This is a genomic window from Streptomyces sp. Ru72, assembly GCF_002920635.1.
GTDB lineage: Bacteria > Actinomycetota > Actinomycetes > Streptomycetales > Streptomycetaceae > Streptomyces.
Map to the genome: position 1 here is coordinate 1 of NZ_PQSR01000078.1, position 18,322 is coordinate 18,322.

The window sequence follows — 18,322 nt, forward strand, 5'->3', positions numbered from 1 at the left end:
GGCCCCGTCCGCACCAGTGGCCGATGCTGCGACGTCGGCGTCGCGCCCAGCGGCCCGGCCGCGCCCTCGTCCAGCTTGGGCGAGCAGCCGGTCAGCAACAGGCAGGTGAACAGGACAGACGGCGCGGCCTAGCGGGCGGAAGGCGACGACCCCTCACGATCAGATGGTGATTGAGCAGATGCTCCCCCACTGGGCTGTCGCGCCACCGCGTTGGGTACGGCGCGAAGGAGCACGGAGATCCTTCGACTCGCGGGTACGGGGAGCAGCGGGCTGCGTTGCTCCGGGTTGGTTGGGCGTTGGGACTATCCCCGCGGGTGCGGGGACCAGGCTGCCCTGTCGATGACGCTCTGTGAAATCGGCCACCCCCTGCTCAGGGGTGACCCACACCTGCTCACAATTCCCCAGCTGCGGAATGAGATGACCTCCGTGGGGCAGGGGCCGGTTTGTCCCTCGGCCGATGATCACGGCTGGTTCGCGATCCGTCGGCCGAGCTGTTCAAGGAACTCCTGCAAGCTGGACGCGGCAACGTCGAAGTCGTCGAACCAGGCAGCCGTGGTGGACTTCCAGACTCGTCCGCTGTCTCCGATCGCGAACAGACGGCCCCCGCCGTCGCTGGCGAAGACCAGCGCGATCGATTCGCCGTCAATCGGAGCGGGGCCGTACTCGCGGAAGTGCTCCGCCGCCGTCGCAGGTGAGTGGATGAAGTACCCGCTGTCGACGTCGGGCAGGGAAGCCTCGCTGATCACCCAGTAGAGCGTGGTCAGGTCGGAGGGAATCGGCGTCAGGTCCACGAGCGCGTCCGTCGCCTGATGGCTGTCGTCGGTCGCGAGTATCACAGCGTTGTGGCCGGGCGGGAAGCCGTGCATCGGGAGGAAGGACTGGGTCAGCTTCGTCAGCGCCCCGTCGGCCTGCTCCCACCAAGACCGGACCCACTCCGCGTCAAGCCGCTCACCAGGCACGTTCCCCCTCGAATATGCGTGGGACCCGCCGGCGCGAGCCCAGAAGAACATATCGGAGGGCTCAGCACGGAGTGCGATTGGAACCGCGCCCTTCCGATCCGCCGCAGCACCGGAGCGCTCGGTGGAAGGGATCCGGTGTGACGTGGACACCGCCGGAACCCTTGCTGAGGGCTCCCGTGCCCTGTGGCCAGGCCGGGTCTGACCGTGGTGGAGGTAGCGGCCGCCGATGAGGAGACCGACTTCGCGGTCCAGGAGTTACTCGCCGCGCGATGGGGGATCGCGCCGGCGGACCGTACGACTCGGGAGCCCGGCGAGCCCGGCGTGCGGCTGCGCTGCTTCCTGGACCTGTGTCAGGACTCGACTCGGAGGGCCAGGCGGAAGCGGAGAAGCCTGAGCCGGTGACCGGCTGACAGCCGGCGGCACCTTCGGGGTAGCCGACGCCTGCGACCGGAGGGTACCAGGCGAAAGGTTGTCGATCCGGGGATGCGGAGGCCGTAGACAGCTTCGCTGCGTACGACGACCTCATACCAGACCATCCCGCCGGGAACGGCGACATCCGCCCCCTTCGGATCGAACCCGCCGTGGTCGCCCACGCGCATACGACGCCTCGGCCGGCCTCACCGACTGTGCCGCCCTGAACTCCACCTGAGCGACGAACGAGCGGGGCGCGGTAGGGCCGCCTGCACCACCGAACAGGCATGTTCCCACGTCCAGCTCACGCGCGCACCGTCTTCAAGCCTCGTCCAGGGCCTCGTCAGCTCCGGCAGCGCGTCCTTGGCGGCAACCGGGCCTCGTCCTCCAGCGTGCTCACGCCCGGGCATGCCGTGCTGCAAGGTCAGGGCGGCGGGCGAACTGGATGCCCCTGGGTCCAGGCCGACACCCGACTCCGCAACACTCAGCGACTGCCACTCCAGTGCCTTCGCGAACGCCTCGTCCTTCGTCCGCCGCATCTACGCCAGCCGATCGGGGTCGACCACGGCGAGGGCGGCCCGCAGCGTCTGCGTGCAGGCCCGGAAGGCCGTGGACGGTCCGGCTCACTGTTCGGGCGCCTCGGACTGCCGCAGCGCCGAGGTCTTGTCGTCGAGTGGCCAGCGGTGGCAGACCGCCACGTGCAGGATCACGCCGAGCGCCAATGCGTTGATGCTTGCATGTCCCACCCATGCCTCAGCGCTGGAGGTCGACCACGTGAGCGTGTTGGCATAGGCGAGCAGCCCGATACAGAGCCCGGCCCCCACCGCCACGGTGATGGCAAGGGTGGCTACGCGTTCCCGGGCGGCGGACAGATACGGGCGCAACGCCCCTTCGAAGAGCATGCCGACAAGCAGCCCGGCGGCACTGAAGCTGGTGGCGGCCGCCAGGATGGCAGGCGGCTCCACCCCGCCCGCGCCGTACGCAAGCGCGTAGGTGAGCGCCGCGCCACCGAGCACGAGCACGTTGCCCACAACGATCCGAAGCCATCGCTTCCGCAATGCGTTCATGGGCCAACCACGCCAAACGATGAACAGCCACACCTGCCACGATCCGCACACGGCGAGCACGACGGAGATGTCCTCCCGGGAGAACGGCCCGCTCTGGCTGAACAGGCCGGAGTCCGGCGGGGCGGGAAAGTCGTAGGCGACGTACTGCACCAGGAGAGCGACGGCCCAGGAGAGCGCCAGTGCCGCGATCCCACCGACGAGCCGCGGCAGGCGCTTGAGCGGCCAGCCCTCGAAGGCAAGGGTCAGTTGCAGGATCGCCGTGAAGGCGGTCAGTCCCAGGGGCAACGATGCGGGATACAACGGCGAGTGACCAGGCCCCGGAGTCGGATCGAAGATACCGACGGCGTCGACCTGACCGATCACCCGTTGCCCCGCCATCGCCAGGGCGATACCCGCTGCCGCGATCAGGAGTGTGTCCACACATGCTGACCACTTGGGACGCAGGCTGGAACCCGGCCAGTCCTCCCACCAGAAGGCGATCACCGTCAGGGGCGGCAGCGCAAATGTGACGAGGGGCGAGAGGACGACAACCGAATCCTCCGCACCACCCAGCCCGAACGCGAACAGCAAGGCGACCGGAACGACCACCAAAAGGCCCGCCATTCCGAGGCCGGGCTGCGTGGCTATGCGAGCACGTTCGGCATCTAGAAACGCATTGGCGTGCCGGTGCGCCGGAGTCGTTACCGCCGGCTGTTCCGGCAGCTTGCCGAACTGGGTACGGGACGTAGACGTCGATTGTTTGTCGGGCATGGCCCCTCACTTTTCATGAATGCAGTGGCACTGCCGCAACCATGGCGCGAATCGGTCCGTGGGGCATCGGTAATCTGACCAGAGGTGTAAAGCCCAACGAGTCGGTCCGTTTCACCATGAGGCCCACTGGATCTGTCACATGACGGTCAGGAGACAGGCGCGGCGGCATGGTGAATGCACCTGCCCGTCCTTGTCAGGGACAGGACGAGCCGCCGCGGCGATCGGCGACGATCGACAGGACCGTCTCCTCAGGTGTGCGCGCGCCGACGTCAAGGCCGATCGGTGAACGCACTCGAGCCGGTTGAGCGGCACGACGCCACGCCGGCCAGCGCTGCCCGCCTGAGCACCTCGGTCTCGCTGTCGCCGACCATCAGTCCCGGCACTTCGCGTCCGCCGTCCTCGGTAATGCCGGGGGCGATGACCACCGCCTGCACCTGATCGTCTCGCGTCAAATCAGACAAACGTGTGAATGGTGATTCGAACGTGAGCGTTGTTGTTTCTGTTCCTCACCGAGTTCGGGGCGGATGCGTTCCCCGAAAGCGGCGGCAGAGTCAGCGGGCGGTGAACTGGGCCGGCGGCATCGATGAGGTAGATCCTGCCTCTGAGGGTGTGGTAGCCGGAGCCGACTGCGGCGATACCGTGAGCACCTCAGTGTGGCGATGCGTGGCGGCTGGTACGAGCCAGCCAGGGAACCTCTCCTTCGACACGGCGTGGCGCGTACCGGGCTCGACCAGCGCCCCGATGAGACCGCCGCACAGCAGCGGTGAGCCGGCTCCGCGGGGGCGCGGGCGCCCCTCCTCAGCAGCCTCGCCATCGAGAACACCGCGGGCACTGACCAGCGAAAACACCGGGAGACGGCCTTCAAGGAAAAGGCAGCGCAGGGGAGAACGCGCAGGGAGAACCTTTCGGACATCCGCTTCCGTGGGCTCCACACCGAAATCGCAGCAGCCGGAACTCCGGAGCGGCTCCCCGTGCAGCGCGCCCCGCCCTGCCTGTCTATGGCGGTGCGTCGTCCGCCATGCCCAGTGGTGGGCCACACCGCCACGACCATGGCGGCATACGGTGCGAGAGCGGCGGAACCTTGCAGAAACAGACGAACCCCGCAGGTCAGGCGAATCGCCCTATGCCGCCCCGGAAACGCTCTTCCTCTGAAGCGCGGCCAACCCGATCAACGACGACGACGTCCTGCGCTGCATTCGCCCCGGGCGGACACAGCCGCGCGCCCAACCGGTCTGAGTCCTGCCGGACCGGTACTGCGGGCGGATCCAAGCGCTTCGGCGTTTTGCCGGTTGCTTAAAATGCCCCTATGGCTTCCACCACTCGACGACGCTCCAGTGCGGCCGATCGACGGTCCGCCCTCGAAAAGCGGATCCTGTCCGTGATCGAGGAGCTGCTGCGCGATGGTGTGAGTTACACCGAGCTGAGCGTGGAGCAGATCGCCCACGCCGCGGGCATCTCGCGTTCCACCTTCTACTTGTACTTCCGCGACAAGGTGGATGTACTGCTGCGACTGAGCGGCTCCCTCAAGACGGAGAGCTTCGCGATAGCGGAGGCCTGGCGGCCCTGCGGGCCCGAGGGCGGGCTCGACGGCCTGGCCCGGGCTTACGAGCTCATCCTGCGGCATTACCGCGAGCACGCGGCTCTGCTGTCCGCGATCAACGAAGTCGCCACGTACGATCCGGCGGTCCGGGAAGCATGGACTGCGGATCAGGACCGTTTGATCACCCACGCAGCGACGGTGCTGAAGGAGGAGCAGCGGGCCGGCCGGACACCTGAGGACATCGACCCGGAGCTCGCCGCGAGGATCATCGTCCAGGGAGGCAGTCAGGTCATCGCCCAGCAGATGTCCGGCAGCGAAAGGGACGACGCCGCGGTCGCGCACGAGCTGGCAGCGGGTTACTGGTACGGCGTGTACCGCCGCTCCCCCGGAGCCAGTGTCGGCTAGTCAGGTGCGCAGGTGCCTATTGTGCCTTCGACCGGCCGAAGCAGTCGAGCGCGGCGCCCACCGCACAGGCGTCGAGATGGAAGCCCTCACCGCGGTCTCCGTCGCCGCGCTCGTGATCGACATGGTCAAGGCAGTCGACAAGGGAGCGGTCATCACGGACGTGCGCGTGGAAGAGAAGACGGGCGGCAAGTCGGGCGACTGGAGCCGGGCGTGAACGGCGCGTGGTCCGCCGGTGGTGCGCCGCGCGCGCCGAACCGTGCGCCGGTCGTCACCGCCGCCAACCGCGCCGCGGCCAGTGTCGACGAGGACAAGGGCGCCCCCTGATCGCCGGGGGGCTCGAGCGCTTCGGGTTCGACGTCGAGGGGCCGCAGGTCGTCCCTGAGGGGGAGCCCGTGGAGGCTGCTCTGCGCGTCGGCGTGGAAGCTGGGTACGACGCGATCGTCACCACCGGGCGGCACCGGGATCTCGCCCACCGACCGCAGGCACGAGGCGACGCGCCGCATAATCGGCTACGAGGTGCCGGGCATCGCCGAGGCCGTGCGGGCGTACGGACGGCAGAAGGTGCCGACTGCAGTTGCTGCGGTCCGGCCGCCCGCTCGGCGCCGCCGTCGCCGCGTTGATGAGCACGCCACCCACTTCATCGACCCAGGCACCCTGATCAACCAGCGCCCGGCCGAAGCCACGGATCGAGGGCGGTATCAACCGCCTCAAGAGACACCGCGCCGTGGCCACGGGATACGACAAACTCGCGGTCCGCTACGAAGCGACCGTCCTCGTCGCGGCCATCAACGAGTGGCTGTAACGGTCGCATGCCGATTCAACGCGACGGACGACGCGCACGACGCAGAAACACGACCGAGGCCGCTATGCCCAGGACGACGAAGCCGAAGGCGCTGGTTACGCCAGCTTCGAACGGTGGGCCGGAGATCGGCACAAGGACCGTCGAACCAGATGACGTGGTCATCTCGCAGCCCTGCTCGGTAATCGAGGCACTGCTCGCAGCGGGGTGCAGCGCCCCGTCCAGGCACTGCTTTGCCTTGAACTGCGTCGCCGCCGCCCAGACCGTCAGGCCGCCGCAGACGAGCGTGCCCAGGGACAGTGTGCTGCGGACAGGGAATCGCATGACAAATGGCCCTTTCTCTCCCGGCCTGAGTGATGAGCTGGCCGCTGATCGTGCTGATCACCGCCATCATGCATGGCTGCGACGGCCACCTTGAAAGCCTGTGACGGGCTTGTGACGGTGGGGGTTGCTCGCGCATCAGCGTCCAACCAGATCCACTTCCGATACAGGCGTCACCCGCTCCCGCATCCGGGCAATGACCGACGCCAAGGACTCCACGACTGCGGTCACTGCGCGCTGTCCTGTACCCAACCAACGGGGTGGACGGACAGGTTGCTGTCGGCAGCGACGGTTGCCGCCCGTCCGTAGGGCGTGATGCCGAGCGCAGCGGCCCTCTCGGCGAGAGCGGCGATGTTCTACATGGTCAGGGGAGGCCTTCAGCCTTTTCGGGTTTTGTGCCGGAGCGGTGCAGGAGATCGAAGGTGCGATGTGCGAGCCGGCGCCGGAAATCGGCGTCGAGGGTAAGGGGGTTCGGCTGGACCGGTCGTCTCTCGTCCAGGTACTGGCCGGCCCACCTGCCGGTGGACAGGGCGGCACTCACTACATTGTGTGCTCCGTGCACGACTGAGTCACCGCCGATATCGAACATGGCGTGCAAGAGCTCCGTGCTGATGACTCCGGGGTGGAGACTTACAGCGTCCGGCTGCGGCGGGGCCGCTTGTTCGACCAGCCACCGAGCGTGCGCCACCAAGGCCAGCTTTGAGCGCGCGTACGCAGTCGTAGCGCTGTAGTGGGAGCGCTCGAGATTGAGGTCGTCCGGGTCGAGCGAGGCGGACAGATGGGTCGCCGAAGCGACATGTACTACTCGGCCGCCGGATGCAACGAGCAACGGGGTGAGACGTTCGGTGAGCAGCACGGCCGCCAGGTAGTTCGTCTGGAGAGTCGCTTCATTGCCGTCGTGGCTGAGCCGGCGTCGCGGTGTTCCCGGGCGGCCGGCGTTGTTGATGAGCACGTCGACCCGATCCGTGATCTTTGAGATCTGGGAGGCGAGTGCACGCACCATGGCCAGGCTGTCGAAGTCAGCGTGTACGTAATGCACCTCTGCTGGGCCGGCAGCGCGGAGCTCCTCCAGCTGCCCGGTGACTTCTTGTGGCCTTTGCGGGCCATGGAGGATCAATCGGGTCACCTGCGGCGCCAGCAGACGGGCGGCGGCTTGCCCGATGCCGCTGGTCGCGCCGGTGAGCACCACAGTCATGTCATGTGTTCTCAATCGGATCTCCGGTCGTCGTCGTTTCTCTCGTGCGATCTGTTCGCCGTCGGGGTAGTCGGTGGACTTCGACAGGTCACTCCACTCGGCTGTCTCGGCGTCGAAGGCGGAGCGGGCGTCGGCGACGAGCCGGAGCGCGTCGCTGCCGAGGAGGAGGTGGGTCGGCGGGTTCTCGGCCTCGACAACGGCGAGCAGGGCGCGGCCGGCTTGGGCGGGGTTGCCGAGCTGGTGGCCGCTCATGGCGAGGCGGCGATCGCGGGTCGCGGCGAAGATCTTGTCGTGGGCGGCGATCGTGCTCTCGACGCGGTGCATTGAACGGCCTGCCCAGTCGGTGCGGAAGGAGCCGGGCTCGATGGCGGTGACATGAATACCGAGCGGGGCAACTTCCTGGGCGAGCGTGGCGGCGATGCCCTCGACGGCGAACTTGGAGCCGTGATAGGCGGCCAGGTCGGGGAAGGCGCGCAGACCGCCCATGGAGCTCACGAACAGGATGTGACCCGCTCGGCGCTCCCGCATGCGAGGCAGGATGGCTTGGGTGACCGCAACGACGGCGAAGACGTTGACGTCGAACTGACGGCGGAAGGTGTCGAGGGAGGTCTCTTCGAAAGTGCCCTCGACCCCGTAGCCGGCGTTGTTGACGAGCACGTTGCGCAGCGTGTCGCTTGTTTCGCAATGTGACCCGCTGGATCTGTCACATGACATCGCGGGAGACAGCCGCGGTGTCACGACGAATAGCTCTGCGCGTCCTTGTCAGGGACAGTCTCGAGCTGCCGAGGAGATCGGCGACGAGCTCGGCCACGATCGACAAGGCCGTCTCCCCAGGGGTGCGCGCGCCAAGGTCAGGGCCACCACCGGTTGCGCCGAGCCGGCATGAAGTCGGACGGGGGTGTTCTCCCAGGCCGTCCTCAACGGTTCTCCGCCCGCACCATCCAGGCGTGCTTTTCCAGGTCGTCGATGATCGCGTGCAGGATGTCGGCGGTCGGCGGATCTTCCACGTCCACCTCGTCACGTGCCTGCCTGAGCGTCGCCGCTGTAGCACGGAGACGGGTGTCGAGCAGAGAGGCCACGGTTGCCGTGTCCTGCTCTCCGCCGGGGAAGGCGGGAAGCGTCGTGGTCGCGGCGACCATGTCGGAACGTCCGTCCACGGCGGTGCCGAGTGCACGTAGGCGCTCGGCAACCGTATCGGTCGCCTCCCTGGCCGTGTCGACGATGTCGTCGAGTTGCAGATGCAGGTCACGGAAGTTGCGACCTACGACATTCCAGTGTGCCTGCTTGCCTTGGAGGTGCAGCTCGATCAGATCGACGAGCACCTGCTGAAGGGCGCCGGCCAAGGCCGGTGATGCGGTGATCAACGGAACGTCGTCCTCGCTCCGCCGTTTCGTCACGGTCGAGCCTAGGGTCGTCACACTCTCTCTCCGTTCAACAGCCCAGAAGGCGCACCCGGCGCGGCGTCGACAGCGGCGGGATGCACCATCCGGTCATCCGGTGTGGGAAGTGCCCCCTGCCAGGGCATCAGGTGGGACGGCAGGAGGGCCTTCCGGTCACCGCTGCGGATGTGATGATCTGCACCGCGCCAGAAGGCCCTCAGCCGTTTCAAGGTGCCTCGTAGGAGATCCGCATCAGGGCGATCTCCGTGGACGGAACACCTAGATGGTGATGTCCCAGGCGTCGGTCTGGCTCTTCTTCAGCATGTCCTCGACGAAGCCGGGCACGACGTTGCGGAACTTGCCCGTGTCGCTGGGCACGATGCGCACCATCGCGTCGATCATCTCCTGGGGGTCGAGGCGACCTTCATCGGTGCCGAGCAGCGAGTCGAACCCGGCCTGCACGTCGGCACGCTTGTTGAAGTTCTTGTCGTCGTCGAGCCACCTGAAGGCCGTCTCGGCCATGGTCTCGTTGAAACCGGTCAGGTAGGCGCCGGGGTTGACGGTCTGCACCTTGATGTTGTGCGGGCGCAGCTCGTCCCGGAGCGCCTCCGCGAGGGCCTCGAGCGCGTGCTTGGTCGACACGTACGGGCCGAAGCCCGTCGGCGTGAACAGACCGCCCATCGAGGAAGTGAAGACCACCTTGCCCGGCCGGCCCTGGTCGATCCACTTACGGGCGAACTTCTGAGCGAGCTCGAGCGGGGCGAACACGTTCGTCTCGAAGTTCTTCCGCAGCAGCCCGACGGGGATCTCGCTGACCGGACCGGCCTCACCGATACCGGCGTTGCTGAAGAGGACGTCGATGTCCCACTTCAGCGCGGCCGCGACGTCGTACGGGTCCAGGACGTCCAGCTTCTCGACCCGCAGATTGTCCAGACCGAGCTCGCGGGCCTTCAGCCGGAGCGCTGAGACCTGGGGGTAGATCTGGGCCGTGGCGATGACGTCGTGGCCCTCCTTCGCCAGACCGATGGCCGCACCCTCACCGAAACCCGATCCGGCACCCGTGACAAGAATCCGCTTACCGCTCATGATGATGCCCATTCCTTTACTTGGTTCTTCATATGAATGATTTTTCAGAAACCGATCGGCAGGACCGGTTCCTGGCGCGCCCCAGCCGGGGCGGAAGCTCAGGCCGGGACGGAAACTCAGGCCGACGCTGCCGCGAGCGCGGCAGCCGCCGCCTGGGCGATCTCGGCGTCCTGGGCGACCGACCCCCCGGACACGCCCACGGCCCCGACGACCACGCCCTCAACGTTGCGAATCGGCCTGCCACCGGCAAAGACCACCAGTCCGCCGTTGCTGTTCTCCAGTCCGAACGACGTACCGCCCGGCTTGCAGTATTCGAAAAGCGCTTCGGAGTCCAGCTGGAACAGCGCCGACGTGCGCGCCTTTCCGATCGCGATGTCGGCCGAACCCAGCAGGGCACCGTCCATACGAACGAAGGTCTTGAGGTTCGCACCGGTATCGAACACCGCGATGTTCACGGGCAGCGCCATTTCCGCTGCCCTTCGCACACCGGCCGAGAGAACCCGCTGGGCCTCTTCGGTCGAAATGTCAGGCACTGCGACCAGCTCCTTACATGGTGTCTTCGTTGCCGACCACTTTCGCCATTCAGGCACTTGCCGTGGATTTCTGCTAACCGGTCGGCGTTCCCTTTCGACATCCATGTTTGTCCATGCCGAGCCTGGGGGTAATCCGTCATCCGACCATGCCGAAACGGGCTGTCAGCTGTTCCCCTAGGTATGGTGCCCATGGCGGGGCAGGCAGACTTGACTCCCGCATAGGTATCGATCGGCACGACCGGCACCCGGTTACCGGAAGGGTGACCGCTTCCAGGTCATGTCGGGCGATCCGACCCCGTTGGCAAACGCCCGGCTGCCGACTCGGCCGGGAGCAGGGGCTGGGACGATGGCTCAGACCCCCGTGCTGCCGGGTCGCCGGTCCGCCGTTTGAGGCCGCGGCGCGCAGTTCGTGAGCGGGCGGGGTTCCCCTGGCTCCCACCCGGTCGGCACGCCGACCTCACGAAGAAACGATCAGATAATCTGGATGCCGCCAACCGCCAGGAGACCTTTGCCCTCAACCACGGCGAGCAGGGTCAGGCGCGCTGTGGCGTTTCTGCCGCCCGTTCAATCGCAGGATCGTCCACCGGTGCCTCGGCGGACGGCTGTCCGCTCGTACCGATGAGGGAAAGCGAACCGCTAGTGAGAAGAACCGAACGGACCGGGATCTCTCTCGTTCCCAGACGGCTGTGGATTTCAGAGCGAACCCAGGGCCGTGTGACGTCGGCCGAGCTCTTCTTCGACTTGGTGTTCGTCTTCTTCGTCACTCAGGTCACCCACGCGGTGGAAACCCATCCAGGATGGGAAGGCCTCCTCAAGGCGCTGCTCCCGATGGTCATCGTGTGGTGGATGTTCAGCGGGTTCGGATGGCTCACGAACGCGGTGAGACCTGACGCGGTGCAGGTGCGCCTGCTGCTGACACTTGCGATGACGGGCTTCTTCATCATGGGCCTGGATGTGCCCTATGCCTTCGCGCCCGAGGGCTGGGCCTTCCCCTTGGCGTATCTGGCCGTCGTTGCCATCCACGGGCTGGTCTACCTGACGACCGACGCCCCGTCGGCTCGGCAGGCAATCCGTCGCAACATGCCGTTCAACGCTGCTGCCGGCGTCCTCATACTCGTCGCCCCACACCTTCCGGAAGCATGGGGCTGGGCGTGCTGGGCCACCGCTGTGCCGGTCCTCTACCTCTCGCCCTTGCTGGGTCGCATTCGCGGCTTCGTCCTCGAACCGCACCACTTCGTGGAGCGGCATGCACTGCTCCTGCTGGTCGTACTGGGCGAGTCGGTGGTCGCCATCGGAATCGGCGCCCAAGGGGCGACCATCCACCCGGTGAATGCCCCCTTGGCGCTGGGCGTGGCGTTGGGGATCGCCGTGACCTCGGGTCTGTGGTGGGTGTACTTCGACGGGGACGAAGAGCGAGCCGACGAGGAGTTCGAGAAGGCCACCGAGGACCGTCGCCAGACACTCGCCTACTACGCGTTCACCAGCGCGCACCTGGTGATGATCACCGGCATCATCCTGGTCGCGGCCGGGATCAGCGACGCCATCCACCACTTCGACGGGCACGCACACCGATGGTGGCTGGGCTGTGGCACAGCGGTGTTCCTCCTGGGGCACGCGATCTACCGAGGGCTGCTCCGAAGCGGACGTATCGCCGACCGCCTGATCGGGGCGGTGTGCGCGGTACCGCTGGGTGCGACAACGTCCATCGCCGGCTGGATCGGCATGACCATGGTCGCGATCGTCCTGGCAGCCATCGCCACGGTGGACCACCGCCTGGCGTCGATGGACCCGAGGCCTCTCGAGGACTCCTGTGCTTCTTGAGGACTCTGCATCCGGCTGACACCTCGACTGGCGCGACGGCAGGTCCGGCCAGGCCAGGACGATCTGTCCGGCAAGCACTCGCTCCCGTAGTGTGCGCGTCGTGCAGATGGTCCGTCAGGTGATCGTGTTCGATGCGGTGCCGAAGCGGTCCGAAGTGGGCTTCGATCGGGTTCGCCCACGAGGCGTAGGTCGGCGTGAAGCACGACTCGACCTTGTTCACTGAGCCTGGCTGCCGATCCGAACGCCGTGACCTACCGGAGACTCCGGGCCCTGCCGACCGACCCGACGCGCACTACCGCAAGATCTGGGCTGACACCCACGGCCAGGGGGCCGACCCATGAGAAGGCGGCGCTGGAAGCCATCGGCGCGATGCTGAACAAGGTGACCTCGCTGCCCGACGTGGACGCGGCTCTCCACCGCGCCGCTGCCAGGATCCCCGGCGTCTCCGGGCCGAGCATGCCGAGGGACGCCGCCGGTCGGCGCGACATCGGGCTTGCCTGCAGACACGGCGACGACCGTCACGTGTAGGTCTTCCGCCGAAAGACGGTCCACTACCTCGGTTCCGAGGAGGTGGCCCTGCTGAACGTCATCGACAAGACCGGCGAGATCCCGGGCGAAGGACGAAGCCGACCACCAGGCCCACGTTCGGGAATCTGGGGAGCAGAGCTCGCGGGCGGAGTGGCCGGCTCGGCCAGGTCACGCGGCCAGCTCGCCTCGGGCATTGCCGGGCTCACCCCCTTCGGCCGGGCTCCGTCGCGGTGGGCCGAGGTCCCCCGAGACGCGCGCTCACGGTATTCGGAGCCACCTGCCGGCCGTGGACTCGTTGAACCGCTCAACCAAGTCGGAAAGGGGCACTTTTCCTCACCATCGCGAGGGACCGCTCAGGCATCGTCGAGCAGGCGTTCCAACAACGGGTTCCAGCCAGTCCTGTCCTGATCCTCACGATCCGGGCTACACCACGCCCCTGAGCAGGCAGTACAGAAGAACGTTGGGGAGCAGGGTGTCGCACACCCTGCTTCCCAACTGTTTCGGGCCCGGCCGTCCCGCTGATGCGCTACGCCCCGCCCTTGGACTCCCCCGCCGAAGGTGCTGCCCCGGGCCGCCGGGGGGATCCTGCCGCCTCCGTCGGCCGGGCGGGGAGCTCGGTGGCAGCCCAGCCCGCCAGGAAGGTCAGGGCCTGCGCGCTCGGCGAGTGCGGTTCCGCCGTGTACACGAGCAGACTCTGGTCCGCGGAGCCCCGCACATCCAGCACCTGGAAGTCCAGGTTCAGTTCCCCGGCGATCGCGTGGACGAACTCCTTGCGGCCACGCCGCTGGGCTCGCACCCTGTGGTCGGACCACCATCGGCGGAAGTCGGGGTCCTTCAAGGAGAGTTCCCCGACGAGGCGGGCGAGTTCGGGATCGTTCGGGTAGCGGCCGGCGTCCATGCGGAGGTAGGCGACACACTCCTGCGCCACTTGCGACCAGTTCGCGTACAGCCCCCGGACCTCGGGATCGAGGAAGGTGAGCCAGATGTGGTTGCGCCGCTTGGTCGGCAGCCTGGAATAGTCGGTGAACAGCGCGGCGCTCAGTTTGTTCCACGCCAGGATGTCCATACGGCGTCCGAGCACGAGTGCCGGGACATTCACCATGCTGTCCAGGAGGACCTGGGTCGCCTGGGAGACCTGCTGGTTTCTCGGCGCGGCCGCCTTCGCGTTGCCGGAGATGCCGGCTTCGGCCGCACACCGCAGCAGGTATTCCTCCTCGTCGGGGCGCAGCTCGAGGGCCCGGGCCAGGGCGGTGAGGATGGCGGGCGAGGCGGACTTCACGCGACCTTGTTCCAGCCTGACGATGTAGTCCACGCTGACGCCTGCCAGCGACGCGAGTTCCTCACGCCGCAGTCCCGGCACCCGGCGCTGCCCGGCCGTGGGCAGCCCAACCTGCTCCGCACTGACCCGGGCGCGGCATGCGCGCAGGTATTCGCCGAGTTCTGTCACGGCAGCCTCCTTCTCGTGTGACTCATGCGAGTCATACGGCGGGTCAGTTGCTGACCTTCGCGTCGTCATGGTCCGTGGACAGGCCGAGATCCCGCCAGGTGTCGGCCTCCTCGCGAAGCTGGGCGATCTTACGATCCATGGCCCCCACGGAGTCGCTGCCGAGCTGGGCCCGCAGCGGCGGGTCGGCAGCGTCCGCCAGAGCGAGGATGGCCGTGGCTCCCTTGACCGGGTCACCGGGCTGGGCGTGATTGAGTCCGGGGACGGCCTGACGCACCGCGCCCGCGGTCTCGGCGTAGTCGGAGATGATCCGGCCCTCCGTGAGCAGGCTCGTGGCGTCGAGGAAGTCGGTGCGGAAGTACCCCGGCTCGACAATCGTGACCTGGATCCCCAGCGGCGCCAGTTCGGCGCGCATCGCCTCGGACAGGCCCTCCACGGCGAACTTGGTCGAGCAGTAGACGCCGAAGCCCGCCACGCTCTCGAAGCCCCCGATGGAACTCAGGTTGAGAATGCGGCCCGACCGCTGTCGGCGCATGACCGGCAGTACGGCGCGGGTGACGTTGGCCAGTCCGAAGACGTTGGTGTCGTAGACCGACCGGAATGCGGCATCGGTGGTTTCCTCCACCGCGCCCAGCACGCCGCGTCCCGCGTTGTTGACCAGGATGTCGATCGTCCCGAACCTCCCCACGGCTGCCTCGACAGCCTCACGGACCTGCACCTCGTCGGTGACGTCCAGGGCGACAGCGAGCAGACTGCCCCCGTACTGGGAGAGCGCGTCCTGTACGTCCTGAGGCCTGCGGGCCGTCGCCACGACCTTGTCGCCCCGCTCCAGTGCCTGGCGCGCGATCTCCAGGCCGAAACCGCGGGATGCACCAGTGATGAACCAAGTGGCCATGCCACTACCTCTCATTCGTTTGATTCTAGAAAAACCGGGTTGGATGCAGCTATTGCTTCCGGGACTCAGCCCGGCCCGAGCGGACAGCGATGGCCCCTGCTGCTACGGCCAGCAGTGCCACAAGCAGTCCGAACCCCGAGAAGGCGGCCGCGATGCCGAACCGGGGAGCAGCGGCGCCCAGAACGACCACCGGCACACTCACCGCCAGGTAGGCCAGGGCGAAGAAGCCCGGTAGGAGCTGGGGGTGGTCCCCGGCGATCACCGCCGCCGTCACGGTGCTCGTCGACCCCATGAAGGTCAGGCCGAAGCCTGCGCCGGTGATCGCCGCGCCGGAGAAGAACAACAGGGCGTGGGCGGTGTCGTACCCGATCACGGACACCCCGACCCCGGCTACGAGCAGCGCGCACCCCGTCACCGATGCCGCCCGTTCCCCGAGCCTGCGCAGCAGCATCGGAGCGATGCCGCCGCAGCCCTGCACCACGAGGATGACGAGCGAGGACAGCGCCCTGTCAGTGGTGTGCAGCAGGTCGGTGACCAGGTCGACACCCAGTGCCAGGTACAGGCCGACGACCGCCCAGCCGGCCGTCACTATGGGGGCCACCCGGAGCAGGATCCCCCGTGACTCCGCGCCGAGCCGCAGAACCCGGGGGTGCCAGGGCCTGAGCCGTTCGGGCACGACCTGCCAGGCGGGGATCGCCCGTACCAGGGCAAGTCCACCGACGGCCAGGACGGTCAGTACGACGAACGGGGTGACCAGCGGCGCGGGAGCGAACTGAACGGCGAGGCCGGAGAACACCGCGCCCAGCGCGATGCCTGTCGAGGTCGCCGCGCTGTTGGCGGCCGACGCGGCCTGGTGACTGCGGTCCCGGTGGAGGTCGGCCAGTGCAGAGCCCGCGCTGCTGGTGAGCAACCCGACCGCGACGCCCTGGATCAGGCGGGCCAGGCACAGTGCCCAGGCCCCGGTGGCCACGAGGAATACGAGGAAGCTGACGACGGCGGTGGCCAGCGCCATCACGATCGTCCGCTGAGTACCCAGGTGCTCGCTCAGGCCCCCGGCGACCAGCAGGGTCAGGATCGCGCCGACGGCGTAGCAGGCGTAGACGACCGTCGAAGTGGTCGTTCCGAAGTGCCATTGCTGCTGGTAGAGACCGTACAGCGGAGACGGCGCGCTGCTGGCGGCCATGACCACGAAGACGACCGCGACCACGGTCTTGAAGTGCCAGGGGCGGTGTTGCCGGTGATGCGGGGCGGTAGGGCGCCGTTGCCCCTGGAACTCGGGGGCAGCCGGCTTGTCGGCGATCATCAGTCCTGCCATCTTTCGACGGGAATCCGGCGCCGGCGGCAGAGGTGGTTGTCCTCTGCGAAAGGCGCCTTGCGGGATCCATCGTCATGGTCGAGTGCCTGGGCATACAGGGAGGCCTTTTCCTGGGCAGACGTCCCTAGGAAAGCCAGTACCAGGCAGACGAGCAGGCTGCTCCAGGGCTATCCGCCAAGCATCCCGGCTTCCGGGGCTCCCGGCGCAGCATCGGGGTGAGCACCTCGGCGCAGGACTCGGCCACATGGCTTTCGTCGCGGTAGACGAACATGTCGACCACGACCAGGCGGCACCTGCCCGTCCGCCTCCATGGCCTGCCGACCATGGTCCCTGTCCCAGGCGGGAGGCCGTGGAACTGCGCGCCATGGTCTTGAACTGTCCGCCGAGTAAGGTGAGTTCTCGTCATCCGCAACACATGAGGTTCGGGTCGGCAGCTCAGGGCGCCCTCTGGACCGCACGGCGGGTGATGTCACTCACCCGACAGTCACATGCCCGATCAACAGGCCGCAGTGCCCAGTCATGCGACTGATGCGCCCCGGGCCACACCCGGGTTCCCTTGGAATTGATCTTTCGCCTGCTCCGAACCCGGCCGCGCCTCCACGGCCGCGTGGCGCAGGCGCCCCTGGTGTCGTGCTGCAATGCGTGACGCCACCGCCGCCAAGGAGAACCGATGTCCGACCCATCCTCCAACCCTGCGGAGCCGGTGCTCGAACCGGCCGCCCGCGCGTTCGTGAAGGCCACCGCAGAGCCGCCGTACCTCACGGAGCTGGGCCCGGTGGAAGGCCGCAAGGCCATGCAGGCGATGCAGAGGGCGGGAACAGCGGAAGCGGCACGAGCCACCGAGGCGGCGCTTCCCGCGCATGTGGTGTCCGGCGGGCAGGAAGGACGCTTGGGGCAGGCCGGTATGCCCGAAGTCGACGAACGGTGGATCGCGGTCTCGGGCGGACCGAACGGCAGTGTCGCGGTGCGCATCGTCCGTCCCAAGGGGGCCGTCGGGGCATTGCCCGCCATCCTGTACATCCACGGCCCGGGCTGGGTCTTCGGCAGCGCGTTCACCCATGACCGGCTGGTCCGTGACCTGGTGGTGGGCGCACAGGCCGTCGCGGTCTTCCCCGAGTACACGCTCTCCCCGGAGGCCCGTTACCCCATCGCCCTGGAGGAGTGCTACGCGGTGGCCCGGTGGGTCGCGCGTCGAGGAGCCGACCACGGCATCGACCCGGCACGGCTGGCCGTCGCGGGGGACTCCGCGGGCGGCAATCTGAGCGCGGCCCTGACGCTGCTGGCCAAGGAGCGCGGGGACGTCAGTGTCGTCCAGCAGGTACTGTTCTATCCGGTCACCGATGCGAACTTCGACACCGGCTCGTACCGCCGCTTCGCTGACGGCTACTTCCTACGGCGGGAAGCGATGCGCTGGTTCTGGGACCAGTACGCGCCCGATGAGTCGCAGCGCGCGCAGATCACTGCGAGCCCGCTGCGAGCTACCGAGGAACAGCTCGCCGGACTGCCGCCGACGCTCATCATCACCGCGGAGGCGGACGTCGTACGGGACGAGGGCGAGGCGTACGCGGCCAAGCTGCGTGCGGCAGGAGTAGAGGTCACCGCTACGCGGTACGAGGGCGTCATCCACGATTTCGTCGTGCTCGCCCAATTGTCGTCGACGTCTGCGGCACGCGGGGCGATCACCCAAGCCGTACTCGTCCTGCGGCAGGCACTCGGCACGACCGGCTGACCCGCTGCCTCCAGCGCCACGCCGGCATGTGGCCACCCAACCCTCGCGACAACCAACTTGTCCGACTACCGTTATCTTGGACACGATGTCCAACATAATGTCGTGCATACTGTTCAACGTCCGCCTGGGTTTTTGCGGCCCCGCA

16 protein-coding genes and 3 pseudogenes are annotated in these 18,322 nt (G+C 67.6%); 7 read left to right on the forward strand and 12 right to left on the reverse strand.

The window, feature by feature from the left end; all coding sequences use genetic code 11:
• Positions 1 to 461: 461 nt before the first annotated feature.
• Positions 462 to 866: a hypothetical protein gene (locus tag C3488_RS28380; RefSeq protein WP_258053715.1), complete on the reverse strand. Its 405-nt coding sequence runs from the start codon at positions 864 to 866 to the stop codon at positions 462 to 464.
• Between the two features lie 300 nt (positions 867 to 1,166).
• Here C3488_RS28380 and C3488_RS41125 point away from each other — a divergent pair, with 300 nt between their 5' ends.
• Entirely contained in the window at positions 1,167 to 1,361 is a 195-nt protein-coding gene (locus tag C3488_RS41125; protein ID WP_258053723.1) for a DUF6207 family protein, read from the forward strand.
• A gap of 632 nt (positions 1,362 to 1,993) precedes the next feature.
• Here the strand turns inward: C3488_RS41125 and C3488_RS28400 are convergent.
• The 3 genes and pseudogenes from C3488_RS28400 to C3488_RS41875 form a co-directional block, all read right to left on the reverse strand.
• Positions 1,994 to 3,187 carry a hypothetical protein gene (locus C3488_RS28400; protein ID WP_146067935.1) on the reverse strand — a complete coding sequence of 398 codons (1,194 nt, stop codon included), beginning with the start codon at positions 3,185 to 3,187 and terminating at the stop codon, positions 1,994 to 1,996.
• Between the two features lie 146 nt (positions 3,188 to 3,333).
• Positions 3,334 to 3,485 (reverse strand): annotated as a pseudogene (locus tag C3488_RS41870) (XdhC/CoxI family protein); the annotation flags it as partial.
• A complete protein-coding gene (locus C3488_RS41875) occupies positions 3,457 to 3,648 on the reverse strand; it encodes a hypothetical protein (protein WP_146067936.1) in 192 nt (63 codons plus the stop codon). The gene C3488_RS41875 and the pseudogene C3488_RS41870, both read right to left, overlap by 29 nt.
• 845 nt (positions 3,649 to 4,493) lie before the next feature.
• On the opposite strand from C3488_RS41875, the gene C3488_RS28415 reads away from it, so the two are divergent.
• From C3488_RS28415 to C3488_RS28425, 3 genes and pseudogenes are all read left to right on the forward strand, one after another.
• The gene (locus C3488_RS28415; RefSeq protein WP_103843780.1) at positions 4,494 to 5,132 is read left to right on the forward strand and encodes a TetR/AcrR family transcriptional regulator; all 639 of its coding nucleotides are present in this window, start codon (positions 4,494 to 4,496) and stop codon (positions 5,130 to 5,132) included.
• A 58-nt stretch (positions 5,133 to 5,190) separates the two neighbouring features.
• Positions 5,191 to 5,346: pseudogene (locus C3488_RS28420) on the forward strand (cyclic pyranopterin monophosphate synthase MoaC); the annotation flags it as partial.
• Positions 5,343 to 5,705: pseudogene (locus tag C3488_RS28425) on the forward strand (molybdenum cofactor biosynthesis protein B); the annotation flags it as partial. The pseudogenes C3488_RS28420 and C3488_RS28425, both read left to right, overlap by 4 nt.
• Positions 5,706 to 5,949: 244 nt before the next feature.
• On the opposite strand, the gene C3488_RS40765 reads toward C3488_RS28425, so the two are convergent.
• The 5 genes from C3488_RS40765 to C3488_RS28460 all read right to left on the reverse strand — a co-directional run bounded on the left by C3488_RS40765 (position 5,950) and on the right by C3488_RS28460 (position 10,445).
• The gene (locus C3488_RS40765; protein ID WP_181139229.1) at positions 5,950 to 6,255 is read right to left on the reverse strand and encodes a hypothetical protein; all 306 of its coding nucleotides are present in this window, start codon (positions 6,253 to 6,255) and stop codon (positions 5,950 to 5,952) included.
• 361 nt (positions 6,256 to 6,616) lie between these two features.
• Complete coding sequence (locus tag C3488_RS41130) at positions 6,617 to 8,104, reverse strand: SDR family NAD(P)-dependent oxidoreductase (RefSeq protein ID WP_258053716.1); 1,488 nt, start codon at positions 8,102 to 8,104, stop codon at positions 6,617 to 6,619.
• 260 nt (positions 8,105 to 8,364) lie between these two features.
• On the reverse strand, positions 8,365 to 8,865 hold the full coding sequence (locus tag C3488_RS28450; RefSeq protein ID WP_258053717.1) for a Dps family protein: 501 nt from the start codon (positions 8,863 to 8,865) through the stop codon (positions 8,365 to 8,367).
• A gap of 240 nt (positions 8,866 to 9,105) precedes the next feature.
• Entirely contained in the window at positions 9,106 to 9,912 is an 807-nt protein-coding gene (locus C3488_RS28455) for an SDR family oxidoreductase (protein WP_103843799.1), read from the reverse strand.
• 116 nt (positions 9,913 to 10,028) lie between these two features.
• On the reverse strand, positions 10,029 to 10,445 hold the full coding sequence (locus C3488_RS28460) for a heme-binding protein (protein WP_258053718.1): 417 nt from the start codon (positions 10,443 to 10,445) through the stop codon (positions 10,029 to 10,031).
• Positions 10,446 to 11,159: 714 nt separating this feature from the next.
• On the opposite strand from C3488_RS28460, the gene C3488_RS28465 reads away from it, so the two are divergent.
• Positions 11,160 to 12,266, forward strand: coding sequence for a low temperature requirement protein A (locus C3488_RS28465; protein ID WP_181139226.1), 1,107 nt, complete (start codon positions 11,160 to 11,162; stop codon positions 12,264 to 12,266).
• A 246-nt stretch (positions 12,267 to 12,512) separates the two neighbouring features.
• On the forward strand, positions 12,513 to 12,794 hold the full coding sequence (locus C3488_RS40235) for a hypothetical protein (RefSeq protein ID WP_146067938.1): 282 nt from the start codon (positions 12,513 to 12,515) through the stop codon (positions 12,792 to 12,794).
• A gap of 526 nt (positions 12,795 to 13,320) precedes the next feature.
• Here the strand turns inward: C3488_RS40235 and C3488_RS28470 are convergent.
• The 3 genes from C3488_RS28470 to C3488_RS28480 are packed head-to-tail and all read right to left on the reverse strand — an operon-like array spanning position 13,321 to position 16,448.
• The gene (locus tag C3488_RS28470) at positions 13,321 to 14,241 is read right to left on the reverse strand and encodes a helix-turn-helix domain-containing protein (RefSeq protein ID WP_258053720.1); all 921 of its coding nucleotides are present in this window, start codon (positions 14,239 to 14,241) and stop codon (positions 13,321 to 13,323) included.
• Positions 14,242 to 14,284: 43 nt separating this feature from the next.
• The gene (locus C3488_RS28475) at positions 14,285 to 15,133 is read right to left on the reverse strand and encodes an oxidoreductase (protein WP_103843785.1); all 849 of its coding nucleotides are present in this window, start codon (positions 15,131 to 15,133) and stop codon (positions 14,285 to 14,287) included.
• A 49-nt stretch (positions 15,134 to 15,182) separates the two neighbouring features.
• Positions 15,183 to 16,448 (reverse strand): MFS transporter, encoded by a 1,266-nt coding sequence (locus C3488_RS28480; protein ID WP_103843786.1) that lies wholly within the window; start codon positions 16,446 to 16,448, stop codon positions 15,183 to 15,185.
• A gap of 670 nt (positions 16,449 to 17,118) precedes the next feature.
• Here C3488_RS28480 and C3488_RS28485 point away from each other — a divergent pair.
• Entirely contained in the window at positions 17,119 to 18,177 is a 1,059-nt protein-coding gene (locus C3488_RS28485; RefSeq protein ID WP_103843787.1) for an alpha/beta hydrolase, read from the forward strand.
• Positions 18,178 to 18,322 lie beyond the last annotated feature (145 nt).